Genomic DNA, 21828 nt, shown 5'->3' with positions numbered 1-21828 from the left:
AATGACCATCGCCGCCCCACCCGTCCCCCTTTTCGCCGACCGAGTCCATCGCATCGGCACCGAAGCCGCATTCGCGCTGGGAGCGTTGATCGCGGAGGTCGAGGCGAAGGGTGAGCGCGTCATCCGATGCAACCTGGGGCAACCGGACTTCCCGGTGCCAAAGCACATCACCGACGCGGTCAAACGCGCGCTGGACGCCGGGCTCACGACGTACTGCGACCCGCAAGGAATTCCTGAGCTGCGCGCTGCGGTGGCGAGGTCACTCGGCGAGAAGCACGGGCTCGACATCGGACCGGAGCGCGTGGTGGTTTATCCGGGCGGGCGACCCCCTATCGGCTTCGCGCACATGGCGTACAGCGAGGCCGGAGAGGAAGTCATCTACCCCTCGCCGGGATACCCCCTCTTCGAGTCGTTCATCCCGTACTTCCGGTGCATACCGGTCCCGGTCGTGCTCGAGGAAGAGGACGGCTTCGGCCTCACACGCGCGGCGCTCGAGCCGCTGCTGAGTGACAAGACCGGCCTGATCTTCCTGAATTTCCCGTCCAACCCGACCGGCGGTGTCGCGACGCGGGCGCAGCTCGCGGAGATCGCGGAACTTATCCTCGAGAAGACGGGTCCCGACGTGCGCGTCTACTCGGACGAGGCGTACGAGGCGATCACCTTCGACGGGGACGAGCACGTCTCGATCGCGTCGATGCCGGGCATGGAGGCACGAACGATCATCGCTTCCGGTTGCTCCAAGACCTACGCGTGGACAGGAGGCCGCGTGGGCTGGGCGGTGTACCCCACGGCGGAGGAGGCCCAGGTCCACCGCAAGCTGGCGATCAACTTCTTCGCGTCGATCCCGCCGTACAACCAGTGGGGTGCGATCGAGGCACTCGAGTCTCCCGAGAGCGGCCCGGCGATACAGCAGATGGTCGATGCATTCCAACGCCGCCGCGACCTCGTGGTCGCGGGTCTGAACGAGATCGACGGGATCACCTGCCAAAACCCGAAGGGCGCTTTCTACGCCTTCCCCAACGTAGGCGGGGCGCTGGAGAGCATCGGGGTCCTGGATGCCTACGACCGGCTGCCGGAGCGTATCCGCTCGGACTCGAGCCCGGCGACGCTCTTCCAGCTCTTCCTCCTGCACCGCTACCACGTCGCCACAATGGATCGGCGCTCGTTCAACGCGTTGGGCAGCGAGGGCCAGCACTTCCTTCGGATCTCGACGGCGAACGCGGATGACGAGCTCGCGGAGGCCGTGCGCCGCATGGCGATCGCGGCCAAGGACGCCGACGGCTTCCAGAGCTTCGTTCAAACGGCCACAAAACTCACGCTGTAGACATGTCGCCGTCGACCACGACGACGCACCTTCTTAATCGTTGACCGAGACGGGACCCGAAAGAAGATGACCCCAGAAGTCGCGACGGGGCCCAAGGTGGCCACCGTGACCACCATTGGCTCCCGACAGCAGCAGACGTTTCACACCGTCGAGCTCCCAGCCTACCGGCGTGAGTACTTCGACGACGTAGCCTTCATGACGGCGATGTTGCTCACGCTGCTCGGCAACTACCGGGGATCCGGCCACTTCGGCGGCCCCTTGGCGTACACGCCTTACAACGTGGCGCTCCACCTCGGCGGGCCAGAGATGGGCGGACTCTCGTACGACATTCGGGAGCCCAAGCACCCGTTCAGCGACAAGTTCATGTTGGCCGGCGGACACTGCGTCCCGACGTGCTATGCGCTTTGGATGATCCTGTACGAGGCGATGGCGCGCCGGCACTCGGCCACGGGAGACGACCGGTATGCTTGTGACCCGGCGGTCGCCATTCTCTCCGTCGACGCTCTCGGCTTCCGCCGGAGCGAGGGGGCCATGGCCACCATCCTCGAGCAGAACGGCCTTGCCGACCACCCGCTCTTCGCGCAGGCGAAGCTCCGGGGAATCCGGCCCTTGATGGGGCACGCCGAGAGCACCGACGTGACCAACGACGTGAATGGGGGTCCGTCGGGTATCGGGATCGCCACGGCAGCCGGGAAGGCGATGTTCTGGGACTTCATCGGCGCCCCGCCCAGCTTGAAGGTGATGGCCTTCGAAGGCGAGTTCGCCCTGACCGAAGGACATGCCCAAGAGCTCAAGACCGCGGCACTGGCCCAGCAGGTCGGCAAGCGCCTCCGCATCCTGCTCAGTCTGAACAATGCGGGTATCGACGACTCGCTCCTGGGAGGGGTGATCAAGCCGAAGTACGAAGGCTACGACATCGCCCAGCAGTGGAGCTCCTACGGCTGGAACGTCCTGCGCGTCGAGAACGGCAACGACTTCGACGACATCTTCGCCGCCTTGACGCTCATGGAGGAGTGGCCGGAGGACGACCGCCGCCCGATGATCCTGGTCGGTCCCACCGTGAAGGGGTGGTGGCCGGGGGTGGAGAACGGCAAGCTAGCCGGCGTCGGTGACCAGATCGTCGGTTTTCCGAGCCACCCGTACGGCTTCGGCATCAACTCCCCCTACTTCGTGGCTCTGGCCGAGTCCTTCGAGCGACGGTACGGCGTCGAGTTCAATGGGATCCGGGACGGAGCCCCCGAATCCGAAGCCGAGCGGCTCATCCAGTTCAAGACCAACGTCGACGTCGCGCTGTCGGTCATGGACAAGAAGTCCGAGCTCGGTGATTGGATTGCCGACCGTCTCGTGGACATCGCCGAGGGCCTGAACCGGCAGCTTTCCGTCGATATCGATACCACCACCGATCCCTTCCTCGACGAACGGCTGACGCCCGAGGGGCTTCCCACCGAGCCGGCCGAGGTCACGGTCACCGACCCGCACTCTGGTGAGTCCGTGTCGAGCACGATCAAACTCTTGCTCCCGGCCGGAGAGAAGAAGGGTGCACGCCGCGCGATCAGCGAGGTGGGCCGGTGGCTCAACTACGTCACCGGGGGTCGCTTCCTGACGGTAGCCGCCGACCTCTCCAACTCGATCAACGTGGAGGGGTCCCACTTCTTCGGGCACTATGATCCGGTGGACAACCGGGGCGGGACACGCCTCAAGGCCTCGATCCAAGAAGCCGTCAACGTGTCCACGATCATCGGGTTGGTGAATCAGACCGCATCGGCCGATCCGTCCGTCCACGCTGGCGTTTGGGGTCTCTCAGGGACGTACGGCGCGTTCACCCCTCTCATGTACACACCGGCCCGCGTGTTCAGCCAGCAGAGTCAGGACAGCCGGTTCCGGTTGGGCGTGCTCACGATTCTGGCGGGTCACTCGGGACCCGAAACGGCCGCCGACGCGCGCACCCACTTCGGGATCTTCGCGCCACAGGTCTGGACGCTTTTCCCACGCGGGCAGATCATCAACCTGTACTTCTGGGACTACAACGACGTCGCCCCCGGCTACTTCGCGGCGGTCGCGAAGGCGGCCAGAACCCAAGAGGTCGGGATCATCGCGATCCACGTGGCTCGGCCCGACTCTCCGGTGGCGGACCGCACGAAATTCGCCGACTCCGACCTCAAGGCGGCCGCGAAGGGCATCTACTTGATCCGGGACTACGACGCCCACCTACCGCCCATGGGAACCGTCTGGGTCCAAGGCTCCAGCTCGACGGTGAACCTGGTGAGCAGCCTCGATCGGTTGGACGCAGAGGAAATCAACGTGCGGGTCGCGGCGGTGATCAGTCCGGAGCTCTTCGCCGATCAGCGCGCGGACTACCGAAACCACATCTACCCCGACGCTTCGCGCTATGACAGCATGGTCGTCAGCACGATGACCAAGCGGGTGCCTCCCCTGCCCGACTTCGGTCCGCTCACGGAAGAGTACTCGCTGTACGCGGACCACGACGATCGCTGGCGGACCGGCGGGACCGAAGACGACGTGATCACGGAAGCCGGGCTCGACACGGACTCCATCTTTCAGGGGGTCGCTCGCTTCGCCCGCGAACGAGAGAACCGGCTCGAGCGACAGCGCCAGGCGCTCGCGGCTCTGTAGCGGACCGCTCGTTCGGACCGTGCAGAAGGCACCAATGACGAAACCCTGGGACCGCCGAACGTTCTTGCGACGTCTGGGCGCCGCGGGCCTCGGTGCCCCGGTCGTCGCGCTGGTCGCTTGCACCGATCGCTCCCAGGCGGAACGCGGGGCCTCGACGACGACCACCGGCCGCACGGTCCTGGACCCGATCGTCCGGTCTTACGCCGGAGACGCCGCCCGCATAGTCACACCGATGTCCGAGCCGCCAATCGCATACGTCTCCCAAGGCCTGCGTCTGGTCTTCATCGACCGAGAGTTCCGCGACCTGCTCGTCGGCATCCTGAGCGCGCACATCTCGGTGAGTACGGGTCACTGGCGCATCCCCCAGCCCGGGGACCCCCTGGAAGAGCCGCTCATCCCCGGCGTGCCTCAGCGCGAGTTCGAGGAGGTCGGGATCGGCGACTTGGACCTCGAGATGGAGCCGAGCGAAGGTGATTTCCGGATCCGACGCGGGCAACGTGCGGAGACGACGATCGACTTCTCTTGTGTACCCATGGTCGATTCGTCACAGCAGCTCAGCGGCGGGCCATGGCATGTCGTGCAGTGCGACGGCTCGGGCGCCGGTGCGTGTCGTGAAGATTTCGTCGAGGTCGGGATCGGGGCCCGGTCTACGGATGAGAACTGCGGGGACGTAGCCGGCGAGATCCGCTTGCTGACGTGGGTCTGCCCGTAGGCGTAGGTCTCACGACCGCGGCCTCGACGCCATCCCTTCGATCGCGGGCCTTCCATCCGCATTCGCCACGTTCCAGCTCGTCTGATGCACAAGCCGGACGATGCGTGTCATCTTCTCGTACTCGACGCGCTCCGGCGTGTCGTTCGGCGTGTGGTAGTCCGGGTGCAGACCGTTGTGGAACCAGACCGCAGGCACGTCGTTCTGCAGGAAGGGCCAGTGGTCCGACCGGCGCAACAGATTCGACTCGTTGTTGTCGTAGCGCATGCGCAGCGTGAGGTCGTAGCGGTTCGCGGCCTCCACCATCGCGGCCAGCTCGGGCGTGCGACTGTAGCCGAGGATGTTGGTGGCATTGGAGTTCGACTCGGCACTCTGCACTTCGAGCCCACGAAAGCGCCCGCCGCCGTCTGGCGGCACCTCTTCGTGCCGCCCGATCATGTCCATGTTGAGGTTGGCTACCGTGCTCCGTAGCGGGAAGAGCGGGCGGAGCGTGTAGTACCACGCGCCGAGCAGGCCCCGCTCCTCGGCATCCCAGATCGCGAAGATCACGCTTCGACGTGGCCGGTCCCCCCGCTCCGCGGCACGGGCGTACGCCTCGGCGATCGCCATCACACCGACCGTGCCGGAGCCGTCGTCGTCGGCGCCGTTGAAGACCTCGGTCTCGGTCTCGCCGTTGTGGTCGTGGTGCGCCCCGATGATCACGACCTCGTCGCGTAGCTCGGGATCCGAGCCCTCGATCATCGCCATGACGTTGGCGCCTGGAAGGTCGTGGCGATCCACTGCCAGGTTCATAGTGACCTGTGAACCCGGTAGCTCGAGCAACCCCATTCCCCCCTCAGCCCGCTCGGCCTCCATGCCGAGCTCCTCGAGCGATCGCCCCGCCCGGTTCACCAGTGCCTCGGCGAGCTCGGTCGAGATGCGCGCGGCGGGGATCGTGATCTGCTCCGCCCAGGCCCCGAGCGTGAAGCGCTCGATGCGACGAGGCTCGTCGGGCCAATTCGCCGCGTGAGTCCTATCCCAATCCTCCACAGCCGTGCGGTTGTGGATATCCCTCGTCAGAAGGACGCCAACGGCTCCCCGCTCCTGCGCTGCAAGCACCTTGCGCCACTCCCGCGACGCTTCCGTCGTGACCACCCCGTCGAACGGGCTCGCGGGATCGGCCACCCCGGGCTCGCGATCGAGCACCAGCACGATGCGGCCGTTCACGTCCTCGCCCAGGTAGTCGTCATGGCCGAGCCGGGGCTCCACGAGGCCGAAGCCGGCGAAGACGACAGGCGCCGTCACAGAACCGGTCCCGCTCGCGTTGGAAGGGCTCCACCCGTCGCCGGGCAGGCGCGCCGAACCAGAACCAGATACGGTCAAGCGATTGCCCTGGCCCAGGCTGAACCACGTCAGGTCGAACCGCTGAAAGTACCCTCCTCCGTCTCCCGCGCCCTCGAGGCCCAGCTCTTCGAACCGCCCGGCAATCCACTCTGACGCGGCGCCGAGGTGCTCGGAGCCCACCAACCGGCCACCCATCGAATCGTGTGCGAGCACGTGCAGGTCGGCGGAGAGCTTGTCCTGCGTGATCGAACCGTTCTCGGGGGCCCTAGCGTCGCCGCACGTCGCGAGCGCCGCGAGCATCGAGACGACGGTTAGGCCAGGGAGAAGTCGGTGGCTTCGAGATCGCTTCATGTCCATCTCCAACGGAGGCTCGGGAGATCGGCGGAACGGCCCATGCCGATCACAAGATGAGAACGCAGCTCGGTGCGCGCGAGCTGCTAGGGCCGCTGGCGAGACGATCCACCTCGTGCCGGGATCACGCTCGCTGCTAGGGCTAGGAAGGCGTCAGCCGGTTGCTGTGGACCTCCAGCACGACAGCGGAAGGATGTCGGCGATCCGATGGAAGTCGTGGTCGGTAGTCAGGATCGTCAGGTCGTTGCTCAGGCAAAGCTCGGCGAACAGGGCATCGATCGTTCCGACCTGCACTCCCTTTCGCCTGCACTCGTTACGTACTCCGGCCGCCTCGATGTAGTCGCTCCGCTCGGGAACGAGGAAAGGCAGGGAGGCGAACCGGCGGATGATCGCGTCCCGGGCCCTCGGGCCCCGGAAGCCCTGGAGCAACTCCTGGAGAACGAGACCCGTGGTGAACACGAGGTCGCCCTGCTCGAGGGCCTCGCCCAGGGCCCTCACTTCGGGGATCGCTGCGGGATCGTTCCGCCTCAGCGCCAGCGACCACACGCTCGTGTCCACGAATAGCCTCACCCCCGTGAGCGCTCCGTTTTGTAGTCGTAGTCGGGGTCCCAGTCGAGCTTGCCGAAAAGATCGAGGATCTCCCGTTGCTCGCGGCGGGCGATAAATTCCTCGAGGGCTTTGGTCACCGCTGCTTTCTTCGTTTTTTGCCCGCTAACCGCCAGCGCACGGTCGAGCAAGTCCGGGTCGAGAGCTAAGTTGGTCGCCATGTGTGTACCTCCACACATTAATCTACACATCCATTGAGGACGCGTACAGAGAAACGTGCAGTGCAAGCCGGGCGAAGCGAATGCGTGAACGGGACGTCTGCGCAAGCGCCCGCTAGCTTCTCCGCATGGAAAGCGGACTGGGACAGTACGCGCCGCAGATCGTCGCGATGTTGCTCGGCGGCTTGAGCACGTCACTCGGCACCACTTGGCTGCTGCGCAAGCCTCGTGGGCACGAGATGCTGCTCAACGTGAAACGCGCGGGCATCGCGGTCTTCGCGGTCGTGTCCGTCGGCCTGGGTGGAGGCGCGGCCTACTGGATGGTCACCTCGATGCTCGACTCGATCGGTGGGCAGCCGGAGCTTGCCTCGGCGGGCGCGATGCTGCTCTTCGGACTCGCGATCGGACTGCCCATGTCGCTGCCAGGAGTGATGCTCACCTGGACGGACGCACGCGCGGACGAAGAGAAAAAGAGGAAGCGCAAGGACCGGGTCGTCACCAAGGACGATCGACGGGCCTTCGCGAACGACCTCGCTCGCCAACTACGTGAGCTCGGCGATCCGGCGCGCGACGTGAAGGTCGCCATCGGCGGCGACGGAGGAACCGTACTGAAGCTCGAGGGCGACCTCAGCGCCAAGGAGGCCGAGCGCCTGACCGACGCGCTTCGAGGCGACTTGAAGGAAGTGGGATTCAAGCGGGTCGAAGGCGGCAAGTCGAAGAACTGGTGGGTCCGCGTCTAGCATCCGGCCGTAGAAGTCCAGCAGATCCCGATTCTAGCTCGGGATGAGCACTACTTTTCTGCACCCCTCGCGGCACTCGGCAAACATCCGATAGGCTTCGACTCCCTCGCAGAGCAGCAGCCGGTGCGAGATCAGTGCGCCGATGAGATCGGCGTCTCGCTGCGCCAAACGCAGGGATGCCGGCAGGTAGTGACGTGCCGGGCATCGTCCTCCGGAATACGTCAGGTTGCGGTCGTGAATCTCACCAGGCGCAAGCACGAGGTGAGGCTCTCCCGCCTCGACGATCTCACCGACGAGCTCGTGTCCCATGACCGTACAGACGTCGAGACCCCGTTCGCGACCGAAATACGGATGAAGATCGGAGCCACAGATACCCTGGGCGCTAACCCGGACGAGCACGTCGGTCGGCTACTCGATGCGCGGGTCATCGGCGTCCTCGAAGGCCAGGGACTCGATGTCCTAGAAGGTGATCGACTTCATGAGGGAATCTCACTTGGGGTCGGAGCTGATCCGTTCGGGTCCGGTCGGGTCGGCAACTTGTCGCGCCGAGTGCCGCTTGGACAGGCTTCTCCACAGGGCGTACTGTGCCTGATGGTAAGGTTCACACTCAGATCGGAGGCGGTGGTGGCTTTCCGTCGCCGCACGTGCCTCGCGGTCACGGCAGTCGCGTTCCTGGCGTGCTCCTCCGCGGATGACGCGCCCGCGGGCGCGGGCGTCTCGGCACCGGCCGGCGACTTCCGGTACATCCCCGAGGGCAGCGACCTCGAGCTGGGAGTCGCTGGCTACACCAAGGTGATGTGCTCGGCCGTCTTCGTCTCGGGCCGCGATATCGATGAAGCGCTGTATACGTCGGGTTACTTCATGATGCCCGAGAGCGAGCTGCCGAACGTCTCCCGGCCGATGATCGATCGCGACGCGCAGACGCTCAGCATGTCCTACGGGGACTCGGTCACGCGTACCGCCGTCTATACGGGCGACCAGGGGTGCGTGCTGCTGCCGGCGGGTGAGAGAGCGCCGTTCTTCGACCCCGTGCCGGTCGTGTCCACCTTACCCCCCGCCGAAAGCACGCCGTGGCCGATGGGGGATCTTCTTCCCGATGAGCCGCTCGGGCCCGAGATCGACCGAGCCGCGCTCGAGCAAGCGGTCGATCTGGCGTTCTCCGACCCGGAGGCATACACGGCTGCGTTCCTGGTCACGCACCGCGGCAAGATCATCGCCGAGCGGTACATGCAGGGGATCGGACTCGATACGCAGCTCGAGAGCTGGTCCATGGGCAAGAGCCTCACCGCGACGCTCATCGGGCTGCTCATTCACGAAGGGGAGTTCGCGCTCGACGACCCCGCACCGGTGCCCGAGTGGCACGAGCGGCCCGACGACCCGCGTGGGGCGATCCGCGTCTCCGACCTCCTGCGCATGAGCAGCGGGCTGCACTTCACTGCGCCGCGTGATCCGGACTACGGGCCGAACAGCGGATACCCTGATCACATGTACGTGTACACCGGCGCGGTCGACATTTTCGACTTCTCCGTGAACCGGCCCATGCAGTTCGACGCGAACACCGAGGGCCGGTACCGGAACTCCGATCCGCTCTCGCTGGGCTACGTCATTCGTCGCACGGTCGAGGCGCGAGGCGAGCAGTACCTCACCTTCCCACAGCGAGCGCTCTTCGACAAGATCGGGATCCGCCGCCAGGTGCTCGAGACCGACCCGTGGGGCAACTTCCAGCTCACGGGCTACGACTACGGCACCGCCAGGAACTGGGCCCGCATCGGCATGCTTTACCTGCAAGACGGCGTTTGGAACGGGGAGCGCCTGTTGCCGGAGGGGTACGTCGACTTCGTCAGCTCCCCCGCTCCCGCATGGGACAGCCCGATATACGGGGGCCTCTTCTGGCTGAACGGAACCGGCGGCATGCCAGTCCCCCAGAGCGCGTACTACGCGTCCGGCGGCGGTGGTCAGCGCACCATCATCATTCCCACGCACGACTTGGTGGTCGTGCGGCTCGGGCACTTTCGCGGAAGCGGGCCGGGCAGTCGGATCCTGAACCTGGCGTTGGAGAAGCTCATGGAAGCGATCCCCGAGTCCGACTGAAGTCGATGCGTCGCCTCGTCTTCCTCACGCTAGCGCTGACGGCATGTGCTGAGCCCGGGCACCTCGAGCTCAAGCTCGCCCACTCCGCGCCGCCCGAATCACTCATCGCGATCTCGGCCGACGAGTTCGCGCGTATCGCGAACCAGAGATTGGCGGGTCGCGCCACCGTCGTGGTCTACGGTTCCGCCCAACTCGGCGACGACCGCGAGGTGCTGCAGAAGTTGAAGCTCGGCACCGTCGATCTCTCGGTGCCGTCGACCGTCATGTCTTCGGTAGTGCCCGCGTTCGCGCTCTTCGACATGCCGTACCTGGTGCGTGACCGCGCACAGATGCGCGAGATCGAGCGCACGCTCTTTTGGCCCGAGCTCGCGCCGCTCGCCGAGCGGGAGGGGTATCGCGTGCTCGCGCTCTGGGAAAACGGCTTTCGCCATGTGACCAACAGCGTTCGGCCCATAGTCTCTCCAGCCGACCTGGACGGCATGAAGATCCGAACTCCGAACAGCCCCTGGCGGATCGCGCTCTTCCGGGCGTGGGGCGCGAACCCCTCCCCGATGCCCTTCTCCGAGGTGTTCATGGCACTTCAAACCGGAGTCATGGACGGCCAGGAAAACCCGCTCACCAACATCGCCACCGCGTCCTTCGACGACGTCCAGCCGTTCCTGTCGCTGACCGGCCACGTCTACAGTCCCGCGTACCTCATCGTCGCACCCAACGCGTGGGACCGCCTTCCCGAAGACGTGCGCGAGCTGCTCGCGGCCGTTGCGCGGGACACGCAAGCGTTCGTGTTCGAGGCCGCCCGCGCGATCGACGAGAGACTTCTCACCGAGCTGGCCGCCTCGGGCATGCAGATCAACGAGGTGGATCGGGATGCCTTTGTCCGCGAAAGCGCTCCCGTGTACGATGACTTCGGCGCTCAGGTTCCGGGTGGCCGAGCCTGGATCGAAAGGGCGCTCGCTCTGGCAGACGAGGGAAGTCGATGAGGATCGACCAACGACGTCACGGGCCGCATCGACGTCGGTACCGTGGGACTCACCGTCGAGCTGGGCCGTCCCGGCGTAGGCACGCGCTTTCGCGACGTTCAGAAGGTGACCGTCGCGCTCGCCTCCTGTCCGGTTCGATTCGAGGAACACAATCCGGTGACGAGCCTGATGACCGACCGAGCACTCGGACTGCTCAACCCCGAGATCTTCGACGAGAAGGTCATGTCGTGCATCATCGAGGTCGCGATGGACGAGGCCGATGCGGCACACGCTCCACCGCTACGGACGTCTTCCAGACTTCACCGACGACTACATCGTGACCGCGATGCCGGCCCGCGGCTACAACGACCAGAACTGCGTACCGAAACAACGGACCTTTCTCGAGACCGCGTTGAAATACGGTCCGGTGAACGACGCGCCACGTCGGCTGGCGACGATGTGCGGGCACGGCATGGTCTCGGGAACCCTGGCCAAGAAGATGGTCGAGTGGGTCCGGTCGGGACGACGAACGCCCGAACAGGCATGTGCGTACATGGCCCGCTTTTGCGTTTGCGGAAGCTTCAACCCCGCGCGGGCAGAGCGCGTCTTGAGAGAAGGCACACGATGAAAACACGCGACGTCGAGTGGTACGACCTCTTTCACATGCGCGGCACACGTCGCGACTTCCTTCGACTCACGGGAGGCGTGACCGGGCTCGTCGCGCTGGGCTCTCTTCCCGCCTGCGGGACCGAGCGCTCGTTGGCGCTCTCGTCGAATCCCTTCACGCTGGGTGTCGCCTCCGGCGACCCGTCCCCCGACGGTGTCGTCCTGTGGAGCCGCCTGGCACGTTCGGCGCTCGAAGCCGCCGGGGCTGCCGATCAGGCGGTCGGGGTCGACTGGGAGATCGCGGAGGATGACAGCTTTCGGCGGATCGCGCAGTCCGGAAGTGCCTCGGCAACGCCCCAGCTGGGCCACTCGGTCCACGTCGAGGTCGCCGGCTTGGAGCCCGGGCGTGAGTACTTCTATCGGCTGATGGCCGGAGGCCAAGTGAGCCCGGTAGCACGCACCAAGACCGCCCCTGCCTTCGGTGCTGCAGTCGATCGCTTCCGGTTCGCGTTCGCGTCGTGTCAGCACTACGAGCACGGGCTCTTCACCGCCTTGCGGCACCTCGCCGACGAGAACGTCGATCTGATCGTGCATCTCGGCGACTACATCTACGAGATGTCCTACGGTCAGAACCTCGTCCGGCACCACGAGGCTCCCGAGCCCATGACGCTCGACGACTATCGTGCGCGGTACACGATGTATCGCTCAGATCCGAATCTCATCGCGGCCCACGCGTCCGCGCCTTGGGTGGTGACGTGGGACGACCACGAGGTCGACAACAACTATGCGGACGACGTCGCCGAGGACGAGCAGACGGTGGAGGAGTTACTTCTGCGCCGCGCGGCCGCCTACCAGGCCTTTTACGAGTTCATGCCGCTACGGCGGGCTGCGATGCCGGTCGGTCCGGACGCGCAGCTGTACCGCCGGCTCCGCTTCGGCAACCTGATCGAGATGGACGTGCTCGACACCCGTCAGTACCGGAGCGACCAACCGTGCGGTGACCGCACGCAACCGAGTTGCGCTCAGCACATCGCGAGCGACCAGTCGATCCTCGGCGCACGTCAGCGAGACTGGCTCTTCGAGGGTCTGGCGGCTACCGACGCCCGCTGGAACGTGCTCGCCCAGCAGGTGATGATGGCCCGTCTACGCGGGAACAACGAGGATGGCGATGAGACGTGGTCGATGGACATGTGGGACGGCTATCCGGCCGAACGTCAGGCGCTGCTCGGCCTGCTCGCCGAGGTCGGCACGCCCAACCCCATCGTGCTCACCGGAGACATCCACTCGCACTGGGTGGCCGACCTGCACACGGACTTCGACGACCTGACGTCACCCGTCGTCGCAACCGAGCTCGTGGGTACCTCGATCAGCTCCAATGGCGACGGCCAGGACATGACAGCCGGCGGCGAGCGCCGACTCTCGGACAATCCACACATCAAGTTCTACAACGGCCAGCGAGGCTACGTGACCGCGGAGGTGACGCCCGATCTGTGGACCAGCGAGTTCAAGATCGTGCCTGTGGTCACCGAACCGGGTGCGGCTATTGAGACGCGTGCGACGTTCGTGGTGGAGAATGGGAGGCCGGGCGCGCAGGAAGGCTAGCCGAGTCAGGTGGCCCCTACTCGTCCTCGTGCATCTCGGCCAGCGGCTCGATGATGGCCTGATACGTTAGTCGGTGCGAAATCGAGCGCACGTTGGGACGCCGAGGACCGCCTCGTTGCTGAATCATGCCGACGAAGATCAGATCTTCGGCCGGGTCGATCCAGAACCAGGTGCCGGCTGCTCCGCCCCAATAGTACTCGCCCACCGAGTAGAACTCCGCCGCGACGGGGTCCAACACGACACTGAAGTTGAGTCCGAAGCCCTGCCCAGGACTGCGCTCCGGGTTGTCGCGCGGCATCTGGTTTCGGGTCATCAACTCGATCGTCGTGGGCGAGAGGATTCGCACACCGTCCAGTTCGCCGCCGTTCAGCAGCATCTGTGAGAAGCGCATGTAATCGGTCGTGGTCGATACGAGCCCCCCACCGCCCGAAAAGAACGTCGTCGGGTCCAGGAATGGTCTCGATCCGGGCGCGGCCCCCGTATTGGCTGGCGGGAGGAGATCGCCTTCGCGGTCATAGCCATAGTACTGGACGAGGCGGTCGTGGTTCTCTTCTGGCACGTGGAACCCGGTATCAACCATGCGGAGCGGATCGAAGATCCGCTCCTGGAGGAACTCGTCGAACGGCTGGCCAGAGAGGACCTCGACGAGATAGCCCTGAACGTCGACCGCGATGCTGTAGTACCAGCGGGTGCCCGGCTGATGCCGAAGCGGCATCGCACCGAGCTTGTCGATCATGTCCTGGAGCGTCTGCTCCCTGGAGAGAACGCCCCGCGCGGAATACAGGCTGTCTGTCGGACCTGGAGCACCGATGCCGTACGCCAGCCCGGCCGTATGCGACATCAGCTCTCGGATCGTCATGGGGTGGTCGGCGTCCTCGAGCACCGGACCGTCGCCCCCCCATGACGCCGCGACCTTCAGATCGGTGAACTCCGGGATGTGCCGTTGCACCGGATCGGACAGGCGGAACTTACCTTCCTCGTACAGCGTCATGAGCGCGACGCCGGTGATCGGCTTGCTCATGGAGTAGATCCGGAAGATCGCATCCTCCTCCATGGGGTCCCCGGCCTCGATGTCCTGGTAGCCGTAGGTCCGGAAGTCCACGACCTGTCCGCGCCTCGCGACCATCGTCGTTATTCCGGCCAGGAGCCCCTCGTCCACGAGTTGCTGCATCCCATCGTGCAGTCTCGTGAGGCGCTCCGACGACATGCCCACGGCTTCCGGCGCCGAGCGCTGTAGCGCCGGAGGCGTACCGGCTGCGGCAGCCCCGGGGGACGCTTCGCAACCCGAGACGACGAGCGTAATCGCCAGGATGGGTCCCAGGAACGCCGACCTGGCGCTGAGCGTGCGCATACTCCCCTCCTTACAGCGGAATCGTGACAGTCCGGACATGATTCTAGGCTCGCTTGCCCAATGGCGCGAGGAGACCGAGCGCCGGCTTCACGTCGTAGTATTGGCTCACGAGCGCGGTGCTCGGCGCCATCTCACTGCCTCCGGAAGAACGGTCCGAACAACTTGTGGGGTAGCCGCAGGAAGGCTAGCAGCCGACCAACTCCAACGCCGCCAACGCCATCACCTGGCTCGAGGCTACCAGATCGTCGATCGAGCACGACTCGTCGGGCTGGTGCGCCTCCTCGAGCGGGCCGGGTCCGTAGGCGACGCAGTGCTCGACGCCCGCAATACGTGCGAAATGTTTGTGATCGTACGTACCGGGGCTACCCACCAAGGACGCTTCTGACCCTCTGACCCGCGCCACCGCTCGAGAGAGGGCGGCCACGACTGGTGAGCCGTCCGGCGTCTGCACGGGATTCACGACCATGCGGTCCTCGATCGTATAGCGGCGTCCAGGCTGCTCAGCCTCGAGCTGCCGCACGATGGCCACCACCTCCGCGCGGACCTCGTCGTAGGACTCCTCAGCGATGAAGCGACGGTCGAACGTCGCGACGCAACGATCGGCCACACAGGAGCTCTGCTGCTCCTGCCCCGCCTGCCCACCCGCCACCGCATTGACGTTGATCGATGCTCGACGCGACGCCTCCGGGACGACCGGCATCGCGGTGACACGCTGGGCCAACTCCGGTCCCAGCCGTGACGCCACGGCGTCGATCAAGGCCGCCATGTCGCAGATGGCGTTACGTCCCAGGTGAGGCATGCTGCCGTGGGCGATCTGCCCGTGGGCGATGACGTCGAACCAGTACACACCCTTGTGACCCACGCAGATGCGCTCGGGCCCGAACGGCTCGGGGATGATCGCGTAGTCGATGCGGTCCGAAGCGATGTGGCCTGCCTCACACAGGTAGGCGACACCCGCGAAGCCACCGCTCTCTTCGTCCACGGTGCCGCTGACCTCCATGCTGCCGCGCAGCTCGGCGCCCGCTCGACGGATCGCCTCCACCGCGAACGCCGCGGCCGCCAACCCGGACTTCATGTCCGACGCACCGCGCCCGAAGAGCCGCCCTTCCCGCACGAGCCCACCGAAGGGATCGACCGTCCACCCGCCACCCGCCGGCACCACGTCGAAGTGGCCGTTCAGGTGCAGGCACGGCCGCGCACCGGCGCCAGCCAACCGTCCGATCACATTCACGCGTGGATGGGCGCTGGTATGCTCGGCGCGTCCTTCCGCTTCCACGTACTCCACCTCCATGCCCCAGGCGCCCAAACGCGCACCAATGGTCTCGGCGCACTCGCGATAGTTCTCACCCGGTGGGTTCACCGTCGGAATTCGAATCAACTCCGCGGCGAAGTCCACGAGCTCGTCACGGGCCCGCTCGACTTCGGCGAGCACGCGATCGACGGAAGCGGAGCGAGACATGGAGCGTGGGCGGCAGGGGAGAATGCAACGCTCGGAAGGGCGTCAAGCTATGCCCCGGCCCGAACCGCGAAAGATCCGCCACTCCCCTATTGCCGGTTCCGCCCATCCTCCGGACATTGCCCGGACGTATTGCAGAGGCGGCACACTGGACGCAGGTCCGGCGTGCCGCTCCACAACGAAGCAGGAGAGCACCGTGAAAAAGATGATTGCCGCCCTCGCCGCCCTGGCGCTCGTCGCGGCGGCTCCCGCCGCCGCGCAGGACGCCGCCATGACCTTCTTCATCACCAGCGCAGGTCCCGGTGACGGAGCGAACCTCGGAGGCCTCGACGGCGCGGATCAGCACTGCGCCGATCTCGCCGATGCCGTAGGGTCCAGCGACCTCACCTGGCACGCGTACCTGAGCGCGTTGGCCCGCAACGGCGAGCCCGCGGTGAACGCTCGTGACCGCATCGGCTCGGGGCCCTGGCACAACCACGCCGGCGACATGATCGCGGCGGACGTCACCGCACTACACTCGGACGCCGCCAACCTCACGAAGCAATCGATCCTGTCGGAGAAGGGCATGGAGTCGAACGGCCGGGGCGACGATCCGAACATGCACGACATCCTGACTGGTTCCAACCTCGACGGGACCGTGTTCGAGGGTGAGGACAACACCAATTGTGACAACTGGACCAGCGACGGCGAAGGCAGCACCCGAGTGGGTCACCATGACCGGCAAGGTGGCGGCCAGAACCCTGAGTCGTGGAATTCCGCGCACGGCTCCGGTGGCTGCAGCCAGGAAGACCTGCAAGCCACCGGTGGGAACGGGTTCTTCTACTGCTTCGCGATCGACGCGAACACGCCCGAGCAACCCGCGGCGCGCGCGGAGACTTTTTGATGCAGAAGGACTGACGTGACGAAGAAGTCACGGATGCTTATGGTCGGGGCCCTCCTCGTGGGGGCCCCGATCTCGCATGGGCCGCTCGAGGCCCAGGGGGGACCCGGCATGGACGCGTGGGGCATCACGGCGGTGCCGGGCATCGAGCTCGGCCACCACACGTTGAGCGAACGGCCTACGGGGTGCACCGTCATCCTGGTGCGGGAGGGGGCCGTTGGCGGTGTGGACGTGCGCGGCAGCTCGCCGGGAAGCCGTGAGATCGCGCTGCTCGACCCGGTCAACATGGTCGATCAGGTACACGCGGTCGTGCTGTCGGGAGGGAGCGCCTTCGGCCTCGACGCCGCGTCGGGTGTCATGCGCTACCTGGATGAGCGTAACATCGGATGGCCGGTCGGACGGGGGAAAGTCGTGCCGATCGTCGTCGGGGCGATCCTCTTCGACCTGGGCCTCGAGGGCGATGACAAGATCCGCCCGGGGCCTGAGTGTGGCTTCGCCGCGGCGGAAGCCGCGTCCTCCGAGGCCGCCACCGAAGGCTCCGTCGGAGCCGGCGCCGGCGCCACCGTCGGCAAGATGCGCGGTTCCGGCCGCGCCATGAAGGGCGGGTTCGGAACTGCGTCGGTCATGCTTCAGAACGGGCTGGTCGTCGCCGCGGCGGTCGCGGTGAACGCGGTCGGGGACATTATCGATCCGGCAACCGGCGAGGTCGTGGCCGGTGTTCGCACCGAGGACGGGAGCGGCTTTGCGGACGCGCGCCTCCTGCTCCGCGCCTCCGGCGGAAGCGGTGAAGAGCCACAGATCGAAGCCGGCGCGAATAGTACGATCGGCGTGGTCGCCACGAACGCCACGCTCACCAAAGCCCAGGCGACCAAGGTCGCGCAGATGGCGCAGGATGGGCTCGCTCGCACGATCTATCCCGCGCACACGATGGGCGACGGGGACACGGTCTTCGCGCTCGCGACCGGCGTGCTCGAGGGACCGGCGAACGTGACGCTGATCGGCGCCTTGGCTGCCGACGTGATGGCGGAAGCGATTCTCAGAGCGGTGAGGTTGGCGGAAGGATTGCCGGGCATCCCGAGCGTGAGCGACCTTGGGAACTAGTCCGCAAGGTGCCTCGTGAACCCGAACCCGAACGCACCCGTCGGCCTCTACCTGGGCGCGCTCATCGTCTACGCGCTCGGACTCATCGCGTTCGGGCTGTGGATCTCCAGGCGCGTAAAGGGCAGTGAGGGCTTCTTCGTCGCAGGCCGGAGCCTCGGTCCTGGACTGATCTTCTCTACCTTTCTCGCCGCCAACATCGGCTCCGGCTCCCTCATCGGGGCTGCTGGCCTTGGATATCGGGACGGAATCTCCGCCTGGTGGTGGGTTGGGTCCGCGGGCATCGGGACTTTGATCCTCGCCATGTGGGTCGGACCCAGGATCTGGCGAGTCGCGACGCAAAACGGACTCTACACCGCGGGTGACTACGTCGAGCTGCGATACGGCAGTGCGGTCCGCGCGACGATCGCGGTACTGCTCTGGATCGTCACGCTCTCCGTTCTGTCGGCGCAACTCATCGCGATGTCACAGATCTTCGAGTTCGTGCTCGGCACGCCTCGCTGGGTGGGTGCGCTGCTCGGGGGCTTCGTCGTCACGGTCTACTTCACCGCCGGCGGGCTCTGGTCGTCCGCCTGGGTGAACATGGTGCAGCTCGTCGTGCTGCTGGCCGGCATGCTCCTCGTCGTGCCACTCGCGCTCTCGGCGGCCGGGGGATGGGAGGCGGTGCAGGCAGCAGCGCCAAATCAGGCAGACTGGTCCAGCTTCTGGACCGGCCCCGAGTCGGGCTGGATTCTGATGGCATTTCTCGTCCCGGCCTTCGTCGTCTCACCGGGGCTGCTCCAGAAGTCGTACGGAGCGCGAGACGAGAGAGCGTTGCGCGTGGGCATCGGGATCCAGGGCCTCGTGCTCATGGTTTTCGCGTTCGTGCCGGTGCTGCTCGGGATGATCGCGCACGTGTACGCGCCCGACCTCGGCGCCAACTCCGAGTTCGCGATCCCGGTCGTGTTGACGCAGGGCCTTCCACCCCTCATCGGCGCGCTCGGGCTCGCAGCCATCTTCTCGGCCGAGGTCAGCACTGCAGACGCAGTGCTCTTCATGTTGTCGACTTCGCTCTCCAAAGACCTGTACAAACGCTTCGTCTCACCACAGGCGACGGACGAGCAAGTCCTTCGTGTCGCGCGCGCAGCGGCCGTCGTGGGCGGAGTATTGGGCGTCTCGCTCGCGCTCATCCAGCCCACGGTCCTGGGAGCGCTCGTCCTCTTCTACACCGTACTCTCCGTGAGCCTCTTCGTACCGATCATCGCCGGCCTCTTCAGCAGACGCGGCGGCGTACCCGAGGCGCTGGCGAGCATGGGCGCGGGCGTCGCCGTGCTCTTCACCATGCGGCTGGACGCGCTGTCGGACTCGAGTCGTCTGCTCGATCCCACGCTGCTCGGCATCTTGGCGTCGGCCGCCGCTTTCGTGCTCGTAGCCATGGTCCGGCGCCGGGCACCCTCCTCTCCATCCGAAGGAAAGACCACTTGATGTCCCCCATGTTCAGCCTCGAAGGAAAGAACGCCGCGGTCGTCGGAGGAGGCTCAGGAATCGGTGAGGCCGTCGCGATCGGATGCGCCGAGCAGGGCGCGTACGTGCGTTGCCTCGATGTGAAGCTGGACGCAGCGACGGAAACGGCGGCGACGATCCGCGAGGCCGGCGGCGAAGCCGACGCCGGACGGGTTGATATCGTCGACGGCCCCGCCGTCACCGCGGCCTTCGAAGCCGTCGCCGCCGAGCGAGGCTCGCTCGACGTCGTGGTGTGCACGCCTGCGATCAATGTGCGAAAGCCCCTGTTGGACTACACCGACGAGGAAATCGACCTCGTGCTCGGCGTGAACCTGAAGGGCAACGCGCACGTGCTCCAGGCGGCCGGCCGTATCATGCGCGAGCAAGGCTCGGGCTCCATCATCCTGTTCAGCTCGATCCGCGCTCTGGTCGTGGAGCCCGGCCAGAGCATGTATGCAGCCACCAAGGCCGGCATCGTGCAAGATGGTGCGAGCCGCCGCCGCGGAGCTCGGGGGGCACGGCGTGCGTGTGAACGCTGTGGCCCCCGGTGTCATCGACACTCCGCTGACGGCGCCCATAAAGGACAAGCCGGAGTGGTACAACGCATACGGGGACCGCAACATCTTCAAGCGCTGGGGAAGCGCCCGAGAGATGGCGGGCCCCACGGTCTTTCTGGCGTCCGACGCGGCGAGCTACGTGACGGGCACGGTCCTCTTCGCCGACGGTGGGTGGACGGCGATCGACGGTAGGTTCACACCGCCTGGCATGTGAGAAGCTACGCCTCGACCTCGCTCTCCATCTCCCGCGCGTATCGCCCGTACCGGGCGGCGCCGTTGAGCCTCGCTCGGTGGCACAGCGCGCGCTGTGCCGCCTCGGTGTTGGCGGGGTCCCCCCGCCAGGCACTGAGGGGCGCTTCTTGCAGCGCCCGACCGTACGAGAAGCTCAACTGCCACGGCGCCTCGGTCGCGCGAGCGTTCATCGCGTTCAACCGTTCCGTCGCCTGCTCGGAAGTCTGCCCACCCGAAAGAAAGACGATGCCGGGAACCGCCGCCGGGACCGAGTTCAGCAGGCACCGCACCGTTAGGTCCGCGACGACCTCGACCTCTGCCTGATCCGGGCAGCTCTTTCCCGACAGCACCATGTTCGGTTTGAGAAGCATGGCGTCCATATCAACGCGGTGTTGGTGGAGCACATCGAAGACGTAGTGGAGAGTGGCTTCAGTCACATCGTAGCACTGTTCGATCGTATGATCGCCGTCGATGAGCACCTCCGGCTCCACGATCGGGACCAGCCCCTCGTCCTGCGAGAGCGCTGCGTATCGAGCTAGCGCATCTGCGTTTGCGCGAATGCAGTAGGGCGTGGGAAGTGCGTCGCCAATGGCGATGACTGCGCGCCACTTCGTGAAACGAAGACCTTTCTCGCGATAGTCATGGAGGCGCTCGCGCAGTCCATCCAGACCTTCGGTCACCTTCTCGCGCGGAGATTTTGCCAGCGGCTTGGCCCCACGATCGACCTTCACGCCTGGAATAATCCCGCGAGCCTTCAGTAGGTCGACCAGCTGTGTGCCCGACGCATCGACCTGGTCCGTCGTCTCATCGAACAGGATCACTCCGCTGATATACTGCTCGATTTGGGGGGCCGTGAAGAGCAATTCGCGGTACGAGCGCCGGTCCTCCTCCGTTGATCGAACGTCTATCGTCCGGAAGCGCTTCTCGATCGTTGGATGGCTCTCGTCCGCGGCAAGGATGCCCTTGCCGTCCGCGACGAGCGCTCGGGCGATCTCTGCGAGCGACGATGCCGCTGGGGGCTGAGTAACGGTCAACACCTCATTCCTTTCCAACGGTAACAGTTCTGACGCGAATCCATGTTAGTCTCTTCTCCCACTTTAAGGGCTACGCGTCATCCAGCGTGTACTCCGTCGTGATGTCGATCGAGCTACGGATCGATCGGTAGACAGGGCACTTCTCGGCATGGAAGCCGTGCACGCGCTCGATGGTCTCCCGGTGCTCCTCCCCCGCCTCCAGCCGATACGTCACATGTATGCGGCGGATCACGATCACGCCGTCGTCTTCCTTCTCGACCTCGCCCCGCACATCCGCCGTCAGGGCTCCGTCACTCGCATTGATTCCGCGCGCCTCCAGCGCGCCTCCGAAGGTTCCCGTTAGTCAGCCGCCCGTGGCGGCCATCACATAGTCGAGAGTGGTCGTGATCTCGCGTTCGGGCTCGACCCCGTAGTGGGCTGCGATCGCGCTGTGCACGCCGAACTCGACGGGTCCGTCGTGCGCGGGAAGCCACGCGTGGCGGTGCGGACCCTTGAGACGCTTGATCTTGATGTCGGCGGTGTAGATGACGTCGGACATGGTGCTCTGCTCGCTAAAGGGTGAGTGGCGATCGTATGAGACGGTCCGGGGCCCGGCAAGGCGCCGGCGATGTGGACAGTGACCCTCCTAGCACAGCG

General features: G+C 65.9%; 20 protein-coding genes and 1 pseudogene. 12 read left to right on the top strand and 9 right to left on the bottom strand.

Translation table 11 applies throughout. The features are described from left to right. The first annotated feature begins 1 nt into the window (after position 1). The 3 genes from IIB36_11540 to IIB36_11530 all read left to right on the top strand — a co-directional run bounded on the left by IIB36_11540 (position 2) and on the right by IIB36_11530 (position 4670). Entirely contained in the window at positions 2–1324 is a 1323-nt protein-coding gene (locus tag IIB36_11540; protein ID MCH7532372.1) for an aminotransferase class I/II-fold pyridoxal phosphate-dependent enzyme, read from the top strand. Between the two features lie 66 nt (positions 1325–1390). Further along, the gene (locus tag IIB36_11535) at positions 1391–3958 is read left to right on the top strand and encodes a hypothetical protein (GenBank protein ID MCH7532371.1); all 2568 of its coding nucleotides are present in this window, start codon (positions 1391–1393) and stop codon (positions 3956–3958) included. Positions 3959–3992: 34 nt separating this feature from the next. After that, positions 3993–4670, top strand: a complete 678-nt coding sequence (locus IIB36_11530) for a hypothetical protein (GenBank protein ID MCH7532370.1) — start codon at positions 3993–3995, stop codon at positions 4668–4670. Positions 4671–4679: 9 nt separating this feature from the next. Here IIB36_11530 and IIB36_11525 read toward each other — a convergent pair whose 3' ends face one another. The 3 genes from IIB36_11525 to IIB36_11515 form a co-directional block, all read right to left on the bottom strand. Next, a complete protein-coding gene (locus tag IIB36_11525) occupies positions 4680–6341 on the bottom strand; it encodes a M28 family peptidase (GenBank protein ID MCH7532369.1) in 1662 nt (553 codons plus the stop codon). A gap of 153 nt (positions 6342–6494) precedes the next feature. Then, positions 6495–6899 (bottom strand): PIN domain-containing protein, encoded by a 405-nt coding sequence (locus IIB36_11520; protein MCH7532368.1) that lies wholly within the window; start codon positions 6897–6899, stop codon positions 6495–6497. Between the two features lie 8 nt (positions 6900–6907). Beyond that, the gene (locus tag IIB36_11515) at positions 6908–7108 is read right to left on the bottom strand and encodes a type II toxin-antitoxin system VapB family antitoxin (protein MCH7532367.1); all 201 of its coding nucleotides are present in this window, start codon (positions 7106–7108) and stop codon (positions 6908–6910) included. Between the two features lie 125 nt (positions 7109–7233). Between IIB36_11515 and IIB36_11510 the strand changes: the two genes are divergently transcribed. After that, entirely contained in the window at positions 7234–7845 is a 612-nt protein-coding gene (locus IIB36_11510; protein MCH7532366.1) for a hypothetical protein, read from the top strand. Positions 7846–7878: 33 nt separating this feature from the next. On the opposite strand, the gene IIB36_11505 is transcribed toward IIB36_11510, so the two are convergent. Beyond that, positions 7879–8244, bottom strand: coding sequence for an alcohol dehydrogenase catalytic domain-containing protein (locus tag IIB36_11505; protein ID MCH7532365.1), 366 nt, complete (start codon positions 8242–8244; stop codon positions 7879–7881). Between the two features lie 192 nt (positions 8245–8436). Between IIB36_11505 and IIB36_11500 the strand changes: the two genes are divergently transcribed. From IIB36_11500 to IIB36_11485, 4 genes are all read left to right on the top strand, one after another. Continuing rightward, on the top strand, positions 8437–9936 hold the full coding sequence (locus tag IIB36_11500; protein ID MCH7532364.1) for a serine hydrolase: 1500 nt from the start codon (positions 8437–8439) through the stop codon (positions 9934–9936). Positions 9937–9941: 5 nt separating this feature from the next. Next, positions 9942–10916, top strand: coding sequence for a TRAP transporter substrate-binding protein (locus IIB36_11495; GenBank protein MCH7532363.1), 975 nt, complete (start codon positions 9942–9944; stop codon positions 10914–10916). 259 nt (positions 10917–11175) lie between these two features. Further along, the gene (locus IIB36_11490; GenBank protein ID MCH7532362.1) at positions 11176–11523 is read left to right on the top strand and encodes a hypothetical protein; all 348 of its coding nucleotides are present in this window, start codon (positions 11176–11178) and stop codon (positions 11521–11523) included. Between the two features lie 35 nt (positions 11524–11558). Next, positions 11559–13103, top strand: coding sequence for an alkaline phosphatase D family protein (locus tag IIB36_11485; GenBank protein ID MCH7532361.1), 1545 nt, complete (start codon positions 11559–11561; stop codon positions 13101–13103). A gap of 16 nt (positions 13104–13119) precedes the next feature. Here the strand turns inward: IIB36_11485 and IIB36_11480 are convergent, their stop codons facing one another. Then, a complete protein-coding gene (locus tag IIB36_11480) occupies positions 13120–14454 on the bottom strand; it encodes a beta-lactamase family protein (protein MCH7532360.1) in 1335 nt (444 codons plus the stop codon). 184 nt (positions 14455–14638) lie between these two features. Then, positions 14639–15913 carry an acetylornithine deacetylase/succinyl-diaminopimelate desuccinylase family protein gene (locus IIB36_11475; GenBank protein MCH7532359.1) on the bottom strand — a complete coding sequence of 425 codons (1275 nt, stop codon included), beginning with the start codon at positions 15911–15913 and terminating at the stop codon, positions 14639–14641. Between the two features lie 202 nt (positions 15914–16115). Here IIB36_11475 and IIB36_11470 point away from each other — a divergent pair, with 202 nt between their 5' ends. The 4 genes and pseudogenes from IIB36_11470 (at position 16116) to IIB36_11455 (ending at position 20141) form a co-directional block, all read left to right on the top strand. Beyond that, entirely contained in the window at positions 16116–16793 is a 678-nt protein-coding gene (locus IIB36_11470; GenBank protein MCH7532358.1) for a hypothetical protein, read from the top strand. Positions 16794–16901: 108 nt separating this feature from the next. Beyond that, positions 16902–17891 carry a P1 family peptidase gene (locus IIB36_11465; GenBank protein ID MCH7532357.1) on the top strand — a complete coding sequence of 330 codons (990 nt, stop codon included), beginning with the start codon at positions 16902–16904 and terminating at the stop codon, positions 17889–17891. A 15-nt stretch (positions 17892–17906) separates the two neighbouring features. Further along, a complete protein-coding gene (locus IIB36_11460; GenBank protein ID MCH7532356.1) occupies positions 17907–19352 on the top strand; it encodes a sodium:solute symporter family protein in 1446 nt (481 codons plus the stop codon). Beyond that, a pseudogene (locus tag IIB36_11455) lies at positions 19352–20141 on the top strand (SDR family oxidoreductase). The gene IIB36_11460 and the pseudogene IIB36_11455 overlap by 1 nt, the downstream one beginning before the upstream one ends. Before the next feature lie 4 nt (positions 20142–20145). Here IIB36_11455 and IIB36_11450 read toward each other — a convergent pair. From IIB36_11450 to IIB36_11440, 3 genes are all read right to left on the bottom strand, one after another. Continuing rightward, the gene (locus IIB36_11450) at positions 20146–21192 is read right to left on the bottom strand and encodes a fructose-bisphosphate aldolase class I (protein ID MCH7532355.1); all 1047 of its coding nucleotides are present in this window, start codon (positions 21190–21192) and stop codon (positions 20146–20148) included. A 70-nt stretch (positions 21193–21262) separates the two neighbouring features. After that, complete coding sequence (locus IIB36_11445) at positions 21263–21511, bottom strand: OsmC family protein (GenBank protein ID MCH7532354.1); 249 nt, start codon at positions 21509–21511, stop codon at positions 21263–21265. Positions 21512–21535: 24 nt separating this feature from the next. Continuing rightward, complete coding sequence (locus tag IIB36_11440) at positions 21536–21730, bottom strand: hypothetical protein (protein MCH7532353.1); 195 nt, start codon at positions 21728–21730, stop codon at positions 21536–21538. Positions 21731–21828 lie beyond the last annotated feature (98 nt).

It is taken from the genome of Gemmatimonadota bacterium (assembly GCA_022560615.1).
Lineage (GTDB): Bacteria > Gemmatimonadota > Gemmatimonadetes > Longimicrobiales > Gaopeijiaceae > UBA1138.
The sequence above is the reverse complement of the archived record's forward strand: the minus strand, read 5'-3'. Positions and strand labels throughout refer to the sequence as shown.